At 70.7% G+C, this 17,688-nt stretch carries 15 protein-coding genes and 2 pseudogenes; 9 read left to right on the forward strand and 8 right to left on the reverse strand.

Going from position 1 to position 17,688, the window contains the following annotated elements; translation table 11 throughout:
* Positions 1-37 precede the first annotated feature (37 nt).
* From Manayef4_RS15260 to purH, 4 genes are all read left to right on the forward strand, one after another.
* Positions 38-1,537, forward strand: a complete 1,500-nt coding sequence (locus tag Manayef4_RS15260; protein WP_254665668.1) for a DUF6350 family protein — start codon at positions 38-40, stop codon at positions 1,535-1,537.
* Positions 1,538-1,717: 180 nt separating this feature from the next.
* The gene (locus Manayef4_RS15265; protein WP_070132006.1) at positions 1,718-2,263 is read left to right on the forward strand and encodes a helix-turn-helix transcriptional regulator; all 546 of its coding nucleotides are present in this window, start codon (positions 1,718-1,720) and stop codon (positions 2,261-2,263) included.
* A gap of 196 nt (positions 2,264-2,459) precedes the next feature.
* The gene (gene purN, locus Manayef4_RS15270) at positions 2,460-3,110 is read left to right on the forward strand and encodes a phosphoribosylglycinamide formyltransferase (protein WP_070132007.1); all 651 of its coding nucleotides are present in this window, start codon (positions 2,460-2,462) and stop codon (positions 3,108-3,110) included.
* Positions 3,107-4,753 carry a bifunctional phosphoribosylaminoimidazolecarboxamide formyltransferase/IMP cyclohydrolase gene (purH, locus tag Manayef4_RS15275; RefSeq protein ID WP_011435110.1) on the forward strand — a complete coding sequence of 549 codons (1,647 nt, stop codon included), beginning with the start codon at positions 3,107-3,109 and terminating at the stop codon, positions 4,751-4,753. Before purN ends, purH begins: the two co-directional genes overlap by 4 nt.
* A gap of 580 nt (positions 4,754-5,333) precedes the next feature.
* On the opposite strand, the gene Manayef4_RS15280 is transcribed toward purH, so the two are convergent.
* A complete protein-coding gene (locus tag Manayef4_RS15280; RefSeq protein WP_011435111.1) occupies positions 5,334-5,657 on the reverse strand; it encodes a hypothetical protein in 324 nt (107 codons plus the stop codon).
* A 920-nt stretch (positions 5,658-6,577) separates the two neighbouring features.
* Here Manayef4_RS15280 and Manayef4_RS26060 point away from each other — a divergent pair.
* A complete protein-coding gene (locus tag Manayef4_RS26060) occupies positions 6,578-6,979 on the forward strand; it encodes a DUF3017 domain-containing protein (protein WP_235609118.1) in 402 nt (133 codons plus the stop codon).
* Between the two features lie 74 nt (positions 6,980-7,053).
* Here the strand turns inward: Manayef4_RS26060 and Manayef4_RS15290 are convergent, their stop codons facing one another.
* The gene (locus Manayef4_RS15290) at positions 7,054-8,334 is read right to left on the reverse strand and encodes a geranylgeranyl reductase family protein (RefSeq protein WP_254665669.1); all 1,281 of its coding nucleotides are present in this window, start codon (positions 8,332-8,334) and stop codon (positions 7,054-7,056) included.
* A gap of 310 nt (positions 8,335-8,644) precedes the next feature.
* Here Manayef4_RS15290 and Manayef4_RS15295 point away from each other — a divergent pair, with 310 nt between their 5' ends.
* From Manayef4_RS15295 to Manayef4_RS15305, 3 genes are all read left to right on the forward strand, one after another.
* Positions 8,645-9,541, forward strand: a complete 897-nt coding sequence (locus Manayef4_RS15295) for a serine hydrolase domain-containing protein (RefSeq protein WP_035729730.1) — start codon at positions 8,645-8,647, stop codon at positions 9,539-9,541.
* A gap of 274 nt (positions 9,542-9,815) precedes the next feature.
* The gene (locus tag Manayef4_RS15300) at positions 9,816-10,478 is read left to right on the forward strand and encodes a 2'-5' RNA ligase family protein (protein WP_023839762.1); all 663 of its coding nucleotides are present in this window, start codon (positions 9,816-9,818) and stop codon (positions 10,476-10,478) included.
* A gap of 29 nt (positions 10,479-10,507) precedes the next feature.
* Positions 10,508-11,743, forward strand: coding sequence for a YihY/virulence factor BrkB family protein (locus Manayef4_RS15305; RefSeq protein WP_070132008.1), 1,236 nt, complete (start codon positions 10,508-10,510; stop codon positions 11,741-11,743).
* Between the two features lie 476 nt (positions 11,744-12,219).
* Here the strand turns inward: Manayef4_RS15305 and Manayef4_RS26715 are convergent.
* From Manayef4_RS26715 to Manayef4_RS15325, 3 genes and pseudogenes are all read right to left on the reverse strand, one after another.
* Positions 12,220-13,158 (reverse strand): annotated as a pseudogene (locus Manayef4_RS26715) (serine hydrolase); the annotation flags it as partial.
* Between the two features lie 42 nt (positions 13,159-13,200).
* A complete protein-coding gene (locus Manayef4_RS23140; protein WP_083282475.1) occupies positions 13,201-14,247 on the reverse strand; it encodes a DUF1003 domain-containing protein in 1,047 nt (348 codons plus the stop codon).
* Between the two features lie 587 nt (positions 14,248-14,834).
* Entirely contained in the window at positions 14,835-15,392 is a 558-nt protein-coding gene (locus Manayef4_RS15325; protein WP_235462778.1) for a GNAT family N-acetyltransferase, read from the reverse strand.
* 274 nt (positions 15,393-15,666) lie between these two features.
* On the opposite strand from Manayef4_RS15325, the gene Manayef4_RS15330 reads away from it, so the two are divergent.
* Entirely contained in the window at positions 15,667-16,242 is a 576-nt protein-coding gene (locus Manayef4_RS15330) for a hypothetical protein (RefSeq protein WP_070132010.1), read from the forward strand.
* Positions 16,243-16,373: 131 nt separating this feature from the next.
* Here the strand turns inward: Manayef4_RS15330 and Manayef4_RS23145 are convergent.
* The 3 genes and pseudogenes from Manayef4_RS23145 to Manayef4_RS15340 all read right to left on the reverse strand — a co-directional run.
* Positions 16,374-16,599 (reverse strand): annotated as a pseudogene (locus tag Manayef4_RS23145) (transposase domain-containing protein); the annotation flags it as partial.
* A 499-nt stretch (positions 16,600-17,098) separates the two neighbouring features.
* Positions 17,099-17,326 (reverse strand): type II toxin-antitoxin system HicA family toxin, encoded by a 228-nt coding sequence (locus tag Manayef4_RS15335; protein WP_011435122.1) that lies wholly within the window; start codon positions 17,324-17,326, stop codon positions 17,099-17,101.
* Positions 17,323-17,544, reverse strand: a complete 222-nt coding sequence (locus Manayef4_RS15340) for a type II toxin-antitoxin system HicB family antitoxin (protein WP_023839758.1) — start codon at positions 17,542-17,544, stop codon at positions 17,323-17,325. Before Manayef4_RS15340 ends, Manayef4_RS15335 begins: the two co-directional genes overlap by 4 nt.
* Positions 17,545-17,688: the final 144 nt, after the last annotated feature.

The raw sequence follows: 17,688 nt of genomic DNA on the forward strand, positions 1-17,688 counted from the left end.
TCCGCTGAGCCGCGCATCTGCGTGCGAGCGTCCTAACGTGCCCGCCTCCATGCAGCCGCCCCGACTGCCGCGACGCCTCACCGATCGGATCTGGCAGCGGGGCGGACGGCCTCTGGCGGAGGCGGTCGCCGCGTCGGCCGCGGGCCTGATCTTCATCGAATTCGTCGTTCTGGTTGTGTGGGGAGCCGACACCGGCTCCTCCACCGGACCCGCCGCGGCTCTGCGCGTCGGAGCCGATCTGTGGCTTGCCGCTCACGGAACGACGCTGYGGCTCCCTGACGGGATCATCGCGTTCCGGCCGTTGGGCCTCGCCCTCTTTCCGCTGGCCGCGGCGCTGAGCGCGGCGCATCGGCGGGCGAGCGCGGCACCACTGCAGTCGCATGCCGTGCTCAACCGGATGCCCCTGGGCCGGACGCCCCTGGGCCGGGTGTCGCTGAACCGGGTCTCGCTCGGTCGGATGCCGCTGGGCCGGGTGTCGCGGTTGCGGCCCGCACGGTTCGGCGGAGGGCGCCCCGCCGCTTCGGGGGCGAACCCCGGGGACTCCCGCGGGGGCCGATGCCGGTCGGATGGCGCCCCCGGGGTCCCCTGGCGGGCCGTGGCGGGCGACGTCATCGGCGTCGTGGGCGCCCAGACTCTCTTCGTCGTGGTCGTCGCGGTCATCGTGCGCACGCATTCGGTACGGCCGACCCCCGGTTCCGCGGCGCTGGGGACGGTCGCGTTCGGGATACCGGCCGCCCTGCTCGGCGCGCTGGCCGGTCGCCATCGGCTGCGCACGGCATGGCGGATGCTGCCCGTGATGCTGCGCGTCCCCCTGCTGTCCGGCGCGGCGGCGTTCATGGCGTTGCTGGCGGCCGCCGCGTTCGGGGTCGCGCTGGTGCTCGCGGCGACCGAGCCCGAGGTCGCCGCCGCCGAGCGCTCGCTCGACGTGGGCGCGCTCGGGGGTCTCGGGCTCACGGCGACCCAGCTTGCGCTGCTGCCCAACCTGGTCCTCTGGGGTCTGTCCTACGCCCTTGGACCAGGATTTCGAACGGGTTCGGGTCTGGTCCGGGCGGATGTCGTCCGCCCGGCCGATCTACCGGACCTCCCGGTGCTGGCGGCCCTTCCGCCGAGCGCGTTGCCCAGGCCCGGGTGGCTCGTGCTGGCGCTGGTGCCCGTCGTGGCCGGAGTCGTGCTTGCTGTCATGGTCCATCGGGCGAGCCTGGGACGCCGCTCCCGGGCTCGCCTCCTGACCGTCCTGCTCGGGGCGGTGGTCTGCGGTGCCCTCGTGGGTCTGGCGGTCCAGGTGTCGATGGGACAGGTCGGGACCGTGACGGGTCAGGGCAACCACTATGGTCCCTCGTCCGGATGGCTGTGCGGCCTGATTGCCGGGGGGGAGACCGCGCTTGTCGGACTCCTGTTGATCGGCGGCATCGACCTGGCGGCCCGTCGGGCCGAGCGGCCGTTCGTCGCCGACGACGCGGCGGCGTCCTCCTGGTGGCGCCGGCTGCAGCCATCCGGCTCATGGTCGTCAGCCCGGCTGTCACGACGACACCCCTGACTGGCCTCGCGGCCCCGCTGTCGCGGCCTCGTCGAGGTCTGTGGGTCCGCAGCTTCCCGCCCGGCGTGGATCTTTCCCCGCCCGCTCCCTCCCCGCCCGCCCGGCACCCCGTCGGCATCCGAAAACTGTCCGCGCAGTCGGTTACCGTGACCGCACTGGATCATCTTCACGGAGGTCGTCGTGGCGGTCACGGTCGCCCGTATCCGGGCTGAAGCACTCCGCCTGCGGGAGCTGGGCTGGTCCTATCGCCGCATCGCCCGAAGACTGCAGGCCCGCCATCACCTGAGCGCGCTCGTCGYGTTCCGCCTCGCGCACGGCTGGACGCAGGAGGAGGCCGCACGCCGCTGGAACGAGCGGTGGCCCGGTTCTGGGCCGGCCAAGACCGGTAAGACCTTCTCGTACTGGGAGAGCTGGCCGGCCAAGGGCAGCCGGGCGCCTTCCACGCAGGTCCTGTCACGGCTGGCTGAGCTCTACCTGTGCCGGCCGGGTGATCTGCTGGACGGGCGGGACTACGGCGAACTCGACGAGGGCTTCGAGGGAGGGGCGGGCCCCGBGGCCTCCGTCGGGTGCACCTGCGCAGCAGGCGGCACGGAGGAGGACGGGTGTGCGGGGCTGCGCTCGTTGGCTGACGGGCTGTCGTCTCCGGCGGCCTGCGAGGTCCCGTCCGCCCAGGCCCTCGACGCGTGGCTGGCAAATCTCCTCGCCGGATGGGTTCCGGCGGCATGATCGGCAGTCCCGGGCTCGGGTGGCCGCCTGGCGGGCCGCGCCCGGCGGGCGCCGGTGCGCGCGTTTCCGGTGGGAAGCGGCGGAGCTGGTCGAGTCAGTACAGTCGGACCGGCCATTGTTCCGCCGTCGTCCGCAGGTGGCGGTTGCGCAGCGGGCGGCTCGTCGCGTCGCCTGATTCTGCTTACGGAGTGTGTTTGTGTCTGCTCGTCTCGTCGTACTCGCCTCGGGAGCGGGAACCACCCTGCAGGCGATCCTCGACGCAACCGCGGACCCCGGGTTCGGCGCGGCGGTCGTGGCGGTCGGCACCGACCGCTACGGCACCGGAGCGGAACGGCGGGCCCGGGCCTCGGGGGTCCCGGTGTTCACCGTTCGTCTCGAGGACCACCCGGACCGGGATGCCTTCAACGCCGCGACGGCCGGGCGGATCGCCGAATTCGCGCCCGATCTGTTGGTCCTGGCGGGTTACATGAAGATTCTCAGTGCCCGGGTGATCGGCCGGTTCCGGACGATCAACACCCACCCGTCGCTGCTGCCTGCCTTTCCGGGAGCCACCGCGGTGCGTGACGCGTTGGYCGCCGGGGTGAAGGTCAGCGGGGTGACGGTGCACTGGGTCGACGAAGGCGTCGATACCGGTCCGATCATCGCTCAGCGGGCGGTGCCGGTTGAGCCAGGCGATACCGAGCAGACACTTCATGCACGGATCCAGAGCGTCGAGCGAGGACTGTTCGTCGCGACGATCGGCGGGATCGTGYGGGCCGGGAGCGGCGACTCGACCCCGGCCGGACATCGGCGGGGCGAGCATGGGTCTCCCGCATCGGCAGAAGTTTGGGTACAGGAGGAATCATGACGTCATCGGGCGAAGGTGTGGCCGGCGAGGGCGGGGCTGTCCGCGGATCCGAACCCGGCGAAGTGGTCCCCACCGGGCGGCGGCCGCTGCGACGGGCGCTTGTCAGCGTCTACGACAAGAGCGGGCTCGACGTCCTCGCGGAGGCGTTCCTTGCGGCCGACGTCGAGGTGGTCTCGACCGGTTCGACCGCCGACGTCCTGGCCCGTCACGGGCTGGCGGTCACACCGGTGAGCACCGTGACCGGATTTCCGGAGGTGCTGGGCGGTCGCGTCAAGACGCTGCACCCCCACGTGCACGCCGGTCTGTTGGCCGATCTGCGTAACGCCGAGCACGCCGCGGTGTTGGCCGAACTCGACATCGCTCCGTTCGACCTGGTCGTCGTCAATCTGTACCCGTTCGCCGCGACAGTCGCCGCCGGTGCGAGCGAGGACGAGGCGATCGAGCAGATCGACATCGGCGGTCCGGCCATGATCCGCGCGGCGGCGAAGAACCATGCGTCGGTCGCCGTTGTCGTCGCACCCGGCGACTACGCCGAGCTGGCCGCCGCAGTCCGCGGATCCGGATATGATCTTCCCGCTCGCCGCCGGCTCGCCGCGAAGGCGTTCGCCCACACCGCGGCGTACGACATCGCCGTGTCCTCGTGGTTCGCCGGCGTCGTCGCGCCGGACGAGGTGGCGCGGGAGAGCGGATGGCCCGACGTGCTGTCCGCGCAGTGGCACCGTACGGAGGTCCTGCGTTACGGCGAGAACCCCCATCAGCGCGCCGCGCTCTACGTGGAGAGCGACGCCGAGGGTCGGCCCGGCCTCGCCTCGGCCCGTCAGCTGCACGGCAAGCAGATGTCCTACAACAACTACACCGACACCGACGCCGCCCGCCGAGCGGTGTTCGACTTCACCGAGCCCGCCGTGGCCGTGATCAAGCACGCCAACCCCTGCGGCATCGCGATCGGCGCCACCATCGCCGAGGCCCACCGCAAGGCGCATGCCTGCGACCCGGTCTCCGCCTTCGGCGGGGTGATCGCGACCAACCGTCCGGTCTCGGGCGAGCTCGCCGAACAGATCGCGGAGATCTTCACCGAGGTCGTCGTCGCACCGGCCTACGAACCCGCCGCGGTGGAGATCCTCTCTCGTAAGCCGTCGATCCGGCTGCTGGAGTGCCCACCGCCGCCGCACCAGCGCGGGATCGAACTGCGCCAGATCAGCGGAGGCCTGCTCCTGCAGTCGCGGGACGCCGTCGATGCGCCGGGCGACGAGCCGTCCGGATGGACGCTGGAGGCGGGATCGCCTGCGGACGAGGCCCTGCTGGCCGAGTTGCGGTTCGCCTGGCGGGCGGTGCGCTCCGTGAAGTCGAACGCCATCCTCCTCGCGTCCGGCGGTGCCACCGTCGGAGTCGGGATGGGCCAGGTGAACCGGGTGGACGCTGCCCGGCTCGCGGTGACCCGGGCAGGGGACCGGGCGAAGGGGGCTGTCGCCGCGAGCGACGCCTATTTCCCGTTCCCCGACGGTTTCGAGGTGCTCGCCGAGGCGGGGGTGCGGGCCGTGGTCGAACCGGGCGGGTCGGTGCGCGACGAGCTCGTCATCACGGCTGCCCGGGAGGCCGGCGTCACGCTCTACTTCAGCGGTGTCCGCCACTTCGCGCACTGACAGCGGGCCACCCAGGCCGGTGGCACCGGCGTGTGTTCCGCCAGCCATCGGCCGAAGCCTTTGTCGAGGAGSTCGTCGGCGGCCCCGGCACGCATGTCTTCACCGGCGCATGTCTTCACCGGAATCGGCGGCCCCATCGCAGATGCCCGTCCGTACGCCGATACTCCAGTTCGATCGAAGGAGTCGGCTCCACGGCGTCGCCGATGATCCCGGTCCCGGTCCCGGTGCTCGCCACGACGCCGGGTGCCCCCGGCCCGTCGGCGCGCGTGTCCGGTGGGGCACTGGGCAGGCGTCCGGGATGCCGGTCGACCTCCGGTAGATGATCGCTGTCAGATCGATGATCGGCCTGGGACAGCGATAATCTGGCCGCGCCGGGCCGGCCTCCCGTCCACCCGTCCGCTCCGGATGGCCATGGCGGATCGGACGACTGCTGATCGGTGCCCGGTCGTCTGTCCCCGGACGTTCTGTCCCGACCCGCCGGCAGGCTGGCCTCGGTCGATGTTCCGACCGGCTCTGGTGGCTCTGGTGGTTCGTCCGTGGCGCCGCCCAACGGCGCCGTGCGCCGTTCGGTGCCCTCACTTCACGAGGCGGCGTTCGCCTCCGCGGCCGCCGAGCCCCGGCGCCCGCTGGCGCTGCCGTTGGACGTCGTTGCCGTTGGGCTGGCCGCCGCCGCGAGCACACCGCCGGGCTGGTCGCCGTTCGGCACATAGCGCTGGGCTACCCAGTCCAGGGCGTCGCGCCAGCTCGCGCCGTAGAGCACCGAGATCCGATCCGCCGTCTGCCTCGCCAGCGCCTGGACGAACACCCGGTCGTCGCTGTCCAGGTGTCGGGCGTCCCCGAAGGTCTCCCAGGCCCGGAACATCAGTTCCTGCAGCTTCTTGCTGTGTGGTGATTCGTCTGTCACGTCACGCTCCATCCCACTTGGGCACTGCGGCCGGARGTCTGCCCTAAGCCTGCATGATGCCTATAGGTGGGGGTGCTGCATATTGTGCGCGTGATGTGCTCGGATGGGGTAATCGTATCCTTTGTCGCTGGCATGTGATATAGGGCTGTCATCCCCGCTTCGGCAGGTCGTGGCATCGGGCAGATCACCGTMGTGGAGGATCCGCCGCCCGACGGGCCGGCCGTTCACCCGGGCCACCCCTGCGTGGCCTCGGCGTGGCCCCGCCGTGCTCCCTGCGCCCGTGGGCGCCGATGCCGCAGGCGGCCTACCGTGTGTCCGTAAGGACCGATGCCCTGGTTGGATTGGTGTTCGATGCATCCTGCACTTGGGTGGAAGTCGTCGCCGATGACGGCGGGGACGCCACCATGTCCCGTACGGGACCACTGTCCAGCAGGAGATCTCGACCGCTGCCGGAGGCGAGGGTGACCGACGCGGTGCGCCGCTCCGGCCCGGCTCGACCCGGGGATGATCCAGGCCGCCCCGGGCCGGGGGGGCGGCACCGATCCGGCGGATATTCCGGCGGATATGAGGCGCCCGATCCCCGGGCGGAACGGGCAGAGCTGCCGCCGCGCCGCGCTGGGGCGGAAGCGGACCGGCGGCGTCCGTCGTGGCCGGGCACCGCCCGCGTTGACGTCTTCCGTCCGAGCGAGGATCGTGACGAGCGCCTTCCTGCCGAGTATCGCGGGTTGCGCCGGTTCGACCGTCCCGTTCCGCCGACGCCGGCCCCGCCGGCCGCCCCGGGTCAGCCCGGATCGTCCCCACCGGAGCGGGTCGCGGGCGACGGCATCCCATCGCACGACCCGTGGCGTTCGGTGTCCTCCCCGCTGGTCGGCCTCGGGGAGCACCGGAAGCCGGCGGTCGGTGCGGAGCCTGGGCCACCCGTGGCAGGGACCATCTCCGGATCCCGGAGAACACCGGTCCCAGCTGCCTCCCCGCCGCCACTCGTCACGCCCGGCGCACCCGCCGGGCCCGGGCCTGCCGAGCCCGGCAGGCGTGGCGACGGGGGCGGGATCGGCGGCTGGCTACGGCAGGAGGCCACCTTCGCGTTGGTGCTCGCCGGGGTCACCGTCGGGCTGATGCTGGTCTTCCAGGACAGATGGCGCCGAGGAATGGTGGTCGTCGGCGTGGTCCTGGTGATGGCCGCTTTGGCCCGTCTGGTGCTGCCGGCACGGCGGATCGGCCTGCTGGCGGTGCGAGGACGGGCCTTCGATGTGAGTATTCTCCTCCTGTTTGGAGTATCTGTGATAATTCTCACATTCGCCGTTCCCTACGTCGGCCCGTGACGGCTTGTCCACCGCACTCGGCCCGTGGCCGTCGCGGGTCTTGCCGGGGTGGGTCGGGCGCGGCCCGTGACGGGTTAGCGCAGGCCGGTCATGGTGCGCCGCATCGCCAGRCGGGTCAGGGAACTCGTCGGGATGGTGCCGCGGCCCAGCCCGATCTCGACGAGCATGTCGTACAGCTCGGTACGGGTGCGGGCGGCCCGGACCGCCGCGTCCATCAGGGTGCGGCGCCGCCCGGCGAGACCGGCGAGCAGAGCCGTGTGCCGCAGATGCCGTCCCAGCTCCGCGTCGAGAGCGCGTCGGTAGACCCGGCCCGCGGCGGCCGGGTGCGCCGCGCGGACGGCGGCATGCCCGGCCAGCGACCCCGACAGCACCGCGTAGTAGATGCCCTCCCCGGTCAGGGGGTTGATCAGGGAGGCCGCATCCCCGGCGAGCAGCACGGGACCGTTCGGCTGCCGGGGGCGATGGGTCGACAGCGGCAGATGATGGGCCCGCAGCGTGGCCGGGTGCGCCGGTGTCTCGGGCAGCATGCGGGCGAGCGTGCGACGCAGGACGGTCTTGGCACTCGTTCCGTCCGTCCCGCCGGCCAGCCGGGACCGCAGCATCCCGTAGCCGATGTTCGCACGGCCGTCGCCGATCGGGAACGACCAGGCGTAGGCCGGCCAACCCTCGTCGGTCATGTGGATGAACTGTTCGGGGGGGCCGTCGCCGAAGGCGACCTCGGTATAGGCCCGCACGGCGATCGCCATTGCCCCGGGGGGGTTACCCGGCAGCCCGAGCCCGCGGCGTACCGCGGAGTTTGCGCCGTCCGCGCCGATGACGACCCGCGCCGTGAGCGAGCCGTTGACCACGACGACCGGCTCCCGTCCCCGACCGTCCAAGCGCGGCCGGTCGRTAAACTCCAGGGACCGCACGCGCCGCCGGATCAGCTGAGCTCCACGTGCCTGGGCGGCGGCCACGAGACGGGCGTCGAAGACCTCCCTGGGTACCACGTAGTTGGCTCGGGCTGAGGGAGTGGCCACCTCGGCGCCCCCTGGGGTGCGCAGGCGCATGCGGTCCACCGGCCGGTACCCGGCGACCGCATCGGTCACGCCGAGATCACGCAGGACGTCCAGGCCGTGTGGGGCGATGCCGTCACCGCAGGTCTTGTCCCGGGGGAACTCGGCGGCGTCGGCGATGACGACGTGTGCGTCCGGGCGTTCCCRCAGGGCGCCCAGAGCCGCCGCGCTGCCGGCCGGGCCGCCCCCGACGACAAGGACGTCAATCGTACGGGAGAGCAGGTCGGCAGCCTCGTCCACGCGCACGATCGGGGTGGCGACGGTGATCGTGTCAGCATCCTTGACCGGCCCTGCCGTCACGTATCGTGGTCCCGCGGTTCCCGCGTTGTCACGTCTCTCCGCCCGTTCCCGCGGACCTGGGCCGTCTCCCGGGGCCACGCCGTCCCCCGGGGCCACGCCGGATCCTCGGGTATCCGTGGGGGGGTTCTCTCCGAGGTGCTCGTCACGCGGGGCGGGCGGGCCGGACGGGGATGTGGGGGTCTGCACGCCCGCCAGTCTCGCAGCCGGCTGCCCCCCGGGGGGACGCATGCCCCGCCTTGCCGGGCCCGCGGGGTGGAACCGGGTGCCTGGGTCGTCGGGACCGGCGGGAAAACCTCGTACAGTGCGGAACGTGGACGCTCTTGGACAGGTGGCGGCGTGGCCGGTCGAGACCGTCGCGGTCGTGGTGATGGGTCGKGAGGACGAGGCGGTCGGACCGGGTGCGGGGTCCGGGTGGCCGGGCGCAGCGGTGACCCCGCGGGTCCGGGAGGTGGCGCGGACCGGACCACTCGATCATCTCTTCCGGCTGGCCTCGGTGTCGAAGCTGCTCAGCGCCTATGCGGTCCTGATCGCCGTGGAGGAGGGCGCGATCGGGCTCGACGATCCCGCCGGACCCCCCAGGTCCACCGTGGCTCATCTGCTCGCCCACACCTCCGGGCTCGCGTTCTCGGGGACCCGCGTATTGGCCCCCCCGGGTACCCGTCGCATCTACTCCAACACCGGGTTCGAGCGACTGGGGGAGGCGCTGGAGAAGGCGACCAGCATCGCCTTCGCCGACTACCTCGCCCAGGCGGTCTTCGAGCCCCTCGGGATGCACGATGCCCGGCTGACGGGATCCCCGGCCTCCGGCGTGACGGCGACGCTTGCCGACATGCGACGCTTCGCTGCCGAGCTCCTCGCCCCGACGCTGATCACCTCCGCGACGTTCGCCACGGCCATCTCGGTCGCCTTTCCCGGACTTGCCGGCGTGCTGCCGGGTTTCGGCCAGCAGACCCCCAACGACTGGGGACTCGGCTTCGAGATCCGCGGCGACAAGCACCCGCACTGGACGGGCAGCTCCAACGCGCCGTCGACCTTCGGCCACTTCGGGCAGAGCGGGACCTTCCTGTGGGTGGATCCCGTCGCCCGCCTCGCATGTGTGACTCTTTGTGATCGTGATTTTGGCGAGTGGGCCCAGCGAGTCTGGCCACCGCTGGCGGACGCGATCCTGGCGCAGGCCCCCTCGTGGTCCGCAAACCGCTTGGCGTGACGTGCGAGAAAGGGCGGGTGCGGCGCAGCCGTCGGTGAGCATTTCCGGTCGGATGCCGGTTTTTCCCGAGGGTATTGTCAGCTTTTGGTCATGATCTGGAATCCGCATCCCCTTCCCATGGTCCGCGCGGGACGGCCGTGGCTCATGGGCCATGATGTCGGCATGCTTCCTCGGCGAGACCGATCCCGACGGCCGGTTCTTCACCCGGCGCAGGCAGGCATGTGGATACGCAGAGTAGCGATCGTCACTGCTTTCGTCGGGGAGCCGGTCCCGCATGACTGAGGGGGTGAACGGTCATACCGTCCAGGTTGTCCCGGCCGTTGATCCCGGTGAATCGGTCGATCCGCTCGGTTCCGCGACTCGGGTGGACATCGGGGTGGCGATCGGCATCCCCGAGCCGTACCGCACAGAGCTTCAGGACTGGCGGGAGCGACTCGGCGACCCGAACGCAGCCCTCATCGTCCCGCACGTCACCCTGCTGGGTCCGACCTCCGTCGGGTTCGTGGAGCTGCCCATGATCGAGCGCCACCTCGCGCAGACGGCGCGGACGAACTCCCCGTTCACCATCCGCCTGCGGGGATCCGGCACGTTCCGGCCGTTGTCCCCGGTCGTGTTCGTCGCCCTCGCCATGGGTATTCTCCGGTGCGAGAAACTGGCGGCGGTGGTACGGTCCGGTCCTCTCGACCGGCCGCTCAGCTTCGCCTACCATCCGCACGTCACCGTCGCGCACGATCTTGCCGAGGACGCGTTAGATCGCGCCTTTGATGCGCTCGCCGAATATCAGGCGCAGTTCGAGGTCAACGGATTCGGGCTGTACGAAAGAGGCGCCGACCTGCGCTGGCGGCAACTACGCTTCTTCCCGTTCGGTCGCCCTGAGCGTGGGCCGGAACCGGTGGGCGGCGGGGGGCGACGCGCCACACTCGGATCTCGGGAGTGAGCGCACGTCGTCGGGGGACAGTAACGAATGTGACGGGACCTCGTCAGGCGGTACGGGCCGGTGTCGGGACGGTTTCCGGTACCGCTGTGGCGGTACGCCGGAAACGTCCGTTTCTCGATCACCTCGTCCGGGCATATTCCCGCTACACAGCCGATGGCGGTGATCGTCTCGCGGCGTCGGCGACCTACTTCGCGTTCCTGTCATTCTTCCCGCTGATCGCGCTGGCCTTCGCGGTCACCGGCTTCGTCGTAGACGCGTACCCCGATGTGCAGGAGAGCCTGACCCGGCAGATCAACGACTATCTTCCGGGCCTGGCGGACAAGCTCGACGTCGCCTCGATTGGCAACGCCAAGGTCGGTGTGGGCATTATCGGTCTTGCCGGCCTCCTGCTCGCCGGACTCGCGTGGATYGACGCGCTGCGGGACGCCATCCGTCTCGTATGGCACCAGGACATCGATGTCGGCAACATCATCACCCGGCGGCTGCGGGATGTCACGGTGCTCGCGGGACTGGGGCTGACTCTGTTGGCCTCACTCGTCGTGACCAGCCTCTCGACCTCGGCCACCGGGTCATTCCTGAGCTGGATCGGATTGTCCGGCAGCACCGCCGCGGCCTGGGTGACCGGCCTACTGGCCCTGCTTGTCGCCCTCGCGATCGACACCGCGGTTTTCCTCTATCTGTTCTGGCGGCTGCCGCAGCAGACCGACCGGGTGCGGACGGTCCGGGGTGCGGTGCTCGGCGCCGTCGGAGTCGAGATCCTCAAGATCGTCGGCACCTGGCTAGTCGGGCAAACCATGAGCAATCCGGTGTACGGTACGTTCGCGGTGATCGTCGGGTTGCTCATCTGGATCAACATTGTCATGCGATGGACGCTGTTCGTCGCGGCCTGGACCGTGACGGCGCCCTACAACTCCGACGTCTTCCCCTCCGGTTCGGCAGCCCGGCATACCGTCTCCGAGGCGRCCGACCGCGCGGCGGCGGGGAGCGCGGGCGCGGCAGGCGCGGGATCCACGGGGCCGGAGTCCTACCGGTCGAGCGGCTCGCCGAACCCGGAGGCCTCCCGCCGCCTGGTGCCCGGCTCCCAGAACGGCTCGACGCCGCTCGCGCCTGCTTCATCCGACCCGTCGTCGGCGAAGCCATCCTCGGCCGGACCGGTGCGGGTGGCGTCGGAGAGCAACCCGCGTGGCACGGTGCCCCTCCCCGCCCGGGTACGGGCATTTCTGCGCCGCCGCATACCCTCGGGGACATCCAGCAGATCGGACTGATCAGGTCCGGCAGCCGGCCTCAGCGTTACGGACACGTGTCCGTAACGCGGTGCGGGCGGCCGACCCGACGGGCGCTCGACGTCCCGGAGGCCCGCCGCCGCGTGCCGCCGCCGGCGCTGGCGTCGGCGTACCCGGGCGGCCCGATGGGTGAGTGCGGTGAGCAGGCATGCTACGACGGTGCAGCCGATCGCGATCCAGGTTATCGGGCCGATGTCGCTGCCAGGATCGCCCGCGCGGGCGACTCCGTGCCGCGAGGAGGAAGAGGAGGATGTTGCCGTGCCGGCGGTCGGCGCGACCCCTGGACCCGCCGGGCTGATGGAGGGCCGGTCTCCCGCGGGCCCGCTCGACGCCGCCGCCGTCGCCCCGGGGTTCGCGAGATACCCGACCGGGGTGACCGTGTCGGCGTGCGCGAAGCCCCAGTCGAGCAGCGCGCGCGCGTCCTTGCCGTAGGCGGGAGCCGTCCGCAGCAGGGCGACGATGAGGGTGTGGCCGCCGCKGGTGGCCGCGCCGACGAACGTCGCGCCGGCCGCGATGGTGTAGCCGTTCTTCACCCCGATAGTCCCCTCGTAGGAACGCAGCAGGGCGTTGTGGTTCTGGATCTCGAAGCGGGTGCTCCCCCGGCCGGCGAGCGAGGCGCGCGGGATCGTCAGGTAGCCGCGCACCGTCGGGTTGTCCAACGCCGCCCGACCGAGCACGGCTAGGTCGTGCACACTGGTGACCTGGCCGGGACTGTCCAGTCCGGTCGGGTCACCGGCGACGGTGTCCGTTGCGCCGAGTGACCTGGCTAGAGCGTTCATCCGCTGCAGCACGGCGGGAGTTCCCCCGCTCGCCTGGACCAGGGCCATGGTCGYGTCGTTTCCGCTGGAGATCAGCATGGCGGTCGCCAGGTCACGGACGGTGTATCCGACCCCCGGCACGAGACCGACCTTCGTGCCGTCCACCCGAGGGGCGTTCTCGTCGACCGTCACGACCTGGTCCGGCGGCAGGCCGGGCAGCACGGTCAGCGCGGTCAGGATTTTCATCGTGCTGGCCGGGAGATCCTGGGCGTGTGGGCGGTAGGCGGCGAGGATGGCGCCGCTTCCCGCGTCCGCGACAAGCCACTCGGCGGCCGTGAGACCGGCCGGGGGAGCGGAGTCGGAAGCGGCGGTGGGTGCCGGTGCGGCGAGCGGGACGGTGGGCGGGACCGCGGGTGGGGCGCTGGCCGCAGCCGGCGGCCCGAGGCCGGCCGCGGGGGACGCGGCGGTACCCAGGCCGCTCGTGGGACCGGGAGTGGGTGCGGGGACGGCCGCGGTCGCTGGAACGATCTTCAGGAACGGGGTGAGGATTGCTCCGAGGACCGCCACGGCCACCAGCGCCCGCCCGAGGCTTCCGCGGAGGCGACGCGGGTCATGCCGGGGCGGACAGGGGACACGCACCTGCCGAACGCTACTGGGTTGACCCGTTCCGCAGAAGGGTGGTTACGACCCGTGTCGCGAGTGGACGTTTCCTGGGTAGGAATCCACTGGTTGCGGCTTTCCCAATGAATGCCAGGAGGAGCCCGTATGGGCAGAGAGACTATGGTGCCCGTGCGTTGTAACTCCTCTGTTCTTGAGGTGCGTCGTCGCGCCGGCCTCCCGGGTGGGGTCGTCGAGCGTGGTCTTCGGGGTGGGACCGGTGGCGATGGTCGGCGTCGTTTTCCTGTCGGGACCGCCGTTTTCGCGGTTCCCGGTGCGGGTGGCATACCCGGCGTCCGTGGAGTGAGGGGGGATGCCGGTCGTGCTCACACCCGTGGTGTTCCTGCGCTTGTGGTGCTTGGGCCGCCGGGGGCGTTCCGGGTTCCCGATGTTCGGCTTGCCCGTGGCGGGTGGGCCCTCGGTCTCGGGGTCGCTCGTTTCCCGGGGGGCACCACCGGGGGTGGGCGTCGSCCCGCCGTGCCGTGACGGCGATCGTGCGGCGGTCGGCTCCCGTTCATCCGACGCCGTCTGGGGCGGAACGCGAACCGCGTCCCGCACCAGACTCTCGATGTCGCCGCGAAGAGATTCGAGTTGGCCGGCCAGCTCGCCGCGCATGTACTGCCGGGTCGCCGCATCGCTCTGGGCAAGCCGGAGCGCGGCGATCTCACGCGCGAGAAACTCGGTGTCTTCCCGCATACGTACAGCGACCGCCCGATCCTCGGCCAGCGAGGCACGGTCACGGTCGTCCTGTCGGTTCTGGGCGAGCAGGATCAACGGTGCCGCGTAGGCGGCCTGGGTCGAGAAGGCCAGGTTCAGCAGGATGAAAGGGTAGGGATCCCACCGCAGCAGCGGTAGCGCGATGTTCAAGGCTATCCAGACGATCACGATACAGGTCTGAATGGCGAGGTAGCGCCCGGTTCCCAGGAAACGGGCGATGGCCTCCGCGAAGCGACTGACCGATTCCCGGTCCATRCCCCGGGGGATCAGTGTGACCCGGCCGGAGGCGGGCAGGTCGAGACGCTCGGTGCAGGCACGACGACGTCCCGCGGTCCGCGATGTTGAGATGCTCATGGAAGGTCCCCYTCCGCGCGCCCCAGCCACTGCCGGACAGCTGCGAGCGCGCATTCCTCGAGCAGGCCGCGGGCGGCATCRCCACGGCGACCTCTGGTCGATACGACTTCGATCGACCGCACCTGCTTGTGCACTGCTCGCGGCCCACGCGACTGCCGACCCGGACGGATCAGGGAAGCGCGGCCGGGACAGGATGGCTCCGTGCTACCGGCATGAACCGGTCGGGCCGGGAGAGCGGTGACCGTCGTCTCCGAGGCGGAGACGACGTCGCCGACGGCACGGCCGCACCGGACAGGAGGGCCGTGCGTCCGAACAGGCCGGACTTCCGAACAGTGCCCCGGGCGTCGTCTACCCGGGTTCCGTGGACGCGGGCCGGGCGCGACGGTGCGCGCTCATCGGCCCGGGATTCAGTGCTGGCTGACGTCCACGAGCAGGAAGCGGCCTTTACTGGAGCACCCGCCAGGACTCACAGCGGCCACCTCCTCGTGTTGGTCCTCCGTAGAGGATTTTTCGGGGGCTTGTCAAGGATAACCGCCGGAGCTGTTCCCCAACCCACCGGGGCACCCGTGATACCGGTCGCGGTGACGTCACCCGAAGCGGGGACTGTCAGCGGGCGGCGGGGGCCGGGCGGGATACAGCGGCAGCAGCATCGGAACGAAGACCTTGACGGTCGGATCGTCGGTGACGGGTTTCGGCCCGCCCAGGACGAGGAATCCGTGGCGGGCGTAGAGGCGCCGCGCCGGACGGTTCCCGGGGACCACCCAGAGCTTCACCGCCTCCGCGCCCGCCTGGCGGGCCCAGTCGATCGCGGTGGCCAGGAGGGTGTCGGCGGCTCCGGTGCCCCGCGCCTCGGGAGCGACCCACATGGCGCCGAGTTCCCGTAACCAGGGACGGCCCACCGGGGTGAAGCCCTGCACCATCCCGGCGGCCTCGCCAGCCACGGCGACGATGGCCACCAGATCGGCGGACGAGTAGGCTCCGGCGCGGGCGCGGGCGTCCCACTCCTCGGCGGGCAGCGCGCTCGCCTCGGCCAGGGTCTGCCAGAACGCCGAAGGAGCATCGGTGAGCGCGGCAAGACGCAGCCTTCGCAACAGCATTCCTTCGTCTGGTCCGATCCGGCGCCCCCGGATGTCGTCGGCCCCCACCRCCGCTCCCTCCCTCCCGCCGTCTGGCCCGCCGAYCTGGCCCGCCGACCTGGCCCGCCGACCTGGCCCGCCTTGCGGATCCCTTGCGCATCCTCCGTGTCAGTGCCGCCCGTRACCAGACCGTCGGCCGGGAGAGGTCGGTGTTGTGCGGGACAGGCCGGTGTTGCGCGTAATCGGTCCGGCCTTTACCGCAAAGTGCTCCCGGGCAGCGAGGGAAGCGCGGRTACTGATCAAAGCGGCGGGACGGCGGAGGAGTCGCGCGAGATGATCTATCGTGGGTAGGCCCGYCTCGTTGATCGTGCGGCATGACGGGCCTTCGTGGTCGGCCTGGTCCCCGCAGTGCCCGGGGCTGGCGATGGCCCAGCCGTCCGCCGCGGAGCTGCGGGCCGCGTTGCCCGACGTCCTCGCGTGGTACTTCGGTGAGGCCACCGAGATCGACGCGCAGATCCACGTCGAGCGGAGGCTGTGCGGTGGCGTCGCCGTCCGGATCGCCCAGGATGCGCAACTGTGGGAACGTCAGCTGGTCGCCGACCGGCTGGGCGAGGCCTTGGCCGCCGGGGACCAGGCGGCGCGGCTGCGTGCGGCCCCGGGCAACGCGGCCGGCGAGGTGATCTATGTCTGCGCGCTGCAGTCGGACCGCGTCTCCTGGCTGACGGGCCAGCTGGAGGATGAGAACGACGCGGTCGTGGCCACCCTCCCGGTGGCCGAGACGATGCTGTGGACCATGCGGTTCGGAGCGGCCCGCAGCGGGGCCGGGGAATCGGTCCAGCCGCCCGCCTACCGTCCCGACACGACGTTCAGCGAGGTGATGCGGACCTTCGCCGGGCCGCTCCAGCACCTGCGGGCGTGAGCCGCGGGACGTCGAAGGCCATGGTCGTCGGATCGTGGTTCTTCGTCGGCCGGCCCCTCCGGGCCGGGTTGTCCGATCGACCTCGCAGCGCGACTATCCGTGCCGTGGTCGCGATTCCCGCTGGGTGTGCCCTTCTCCATGACCTCCTCGTTCGTCATCGAAGAACAGCCACATCGCCAGCGTGAAGTACACCATCACCCGTGCGGGCAGTTTCCGGGACCGTTTCTCAACCCGGYCCGTCTCCACCAGAACATCGTCCACAAGATCATGGTGAACGAGGCCAGTCAGCACTCCGAGCGAAATATGATCCGTCAACCTTCCTGCCGGCCTGCCGCACCCATTCTTACTCGTCACCACGGAATTCTACCGCGACCGATATGACCGCTCCACGACGACAACCGCACCAACAAGATCAATCCACTGAAGTGGATCTTGTCGGTGCGGTTCTTAATTCACTGGCATTGCGCCTTGGATCGACTCCCACCTGAAAAGCACAGCCTGACTCTTCGGCTTTTGCTGGCGGAAGTGCAGGGTTCGACAAAAACCGTCTAGTCTTGCTGCTGCGTACGTAGGAGCAAACACGGGTCAAATGGCCCATCAATCTCTTCCTGGATTGGATCTTGAATGGGAGGCTACTACGGGGACCGGGGTAGTGAGGCGGGGTGAGCGCCGATCCCGTGCGCAGGCACCGTACGGGATGCGTGGCTCAGGGGCGCTTGGGTGCCAAGCAACCGTGTACACAACCCGACTTGCAACGGCCAGATGGCCCACGTCCAGACGCCGACTGCGATCAAGAACCAGGACGCACGCTTTGAGAGGGTCACCCCTCCAGCTTGCACCCGGGATCCCGTCGGGCTCAGGTGAGCAACATCCTAAGCTCCTCCGCCTCGATGCCCGCCTGGCGCAGAACAGAGGCGAGAGTGCCCGTCGCCAGCTCCCGGTGGAGCGGCACGATCACAACCCGAGCGCTCTCCTTGTGCCGCAGCTTGCAGTGCGAGCCACGAGTAGCGACCTCCTCGAAGCCGGCACGCCCCAGAGCCTTCACCACCTTCGCCCCGGAGATCCGAGGCAGCGCGGGTGTCACGCCGACAGGCGGATGTCCAGCGGAGCGACGATGGGACCGTCCGCGGCGGTCACGGGGAACGGCTGGTCCTCGAAGTACAGCTCCAGCGCCTCGCGAAGATTCGCCAGCGACTCCTCGACGCTGGCTCCCTGGCTGGTCACCTCGACCTCCAAAGCCCGCGCCACATACCAGTCACCCTCGTGCGTGACGACAGCCGTCAGCCGCGCCGCTCGCTCCATGGAGATCAGCCTAGCCGTCCCTGCCACACCTGGCGAAGCGCTCACCGCCACCTCCTCGACATGATCAACAAGCCCCCTGTCGACCATACGAGCAGAAGCCATCTCCAACGGCCCGAGTACACACGAGAGGCACGAGGCCACCCC

It is taken from the genome of Frankia sp. CgMI4, assembly GCF_001756285.1.
Classification (GTDB): Bacteria; Actinomycetota; Actinomycetes; order Frankiales; family Frankiaceae; genus Frankia; species Frankia casuarinae.

Excerpts from the sequence above, each read along its gene's own strand:
- purH (WP_011435110.1), top strand. The coding sequence starts at position 3,107 with ATGACGTCATCGGGCGAAGGTGTGGCCGGCGAGGGCGGGGCTGTCCGC.
- Manayef4_RS15300 (WP_023839762.1), top strand. The coding sequence starts at position 9,816 with ATGACTGAGGGGGTGAACGGTCATACCGTCCAGGTTGTCCCGGCCGTT.
- Manayef4_RS15340 (WP_023839758.1), bottom strand. The coding sequence starts at position 17,544 with ATGGAGCGAGCGGCGCGGCTGACGGCTGTCGTCACGCACGAGGGTGAC.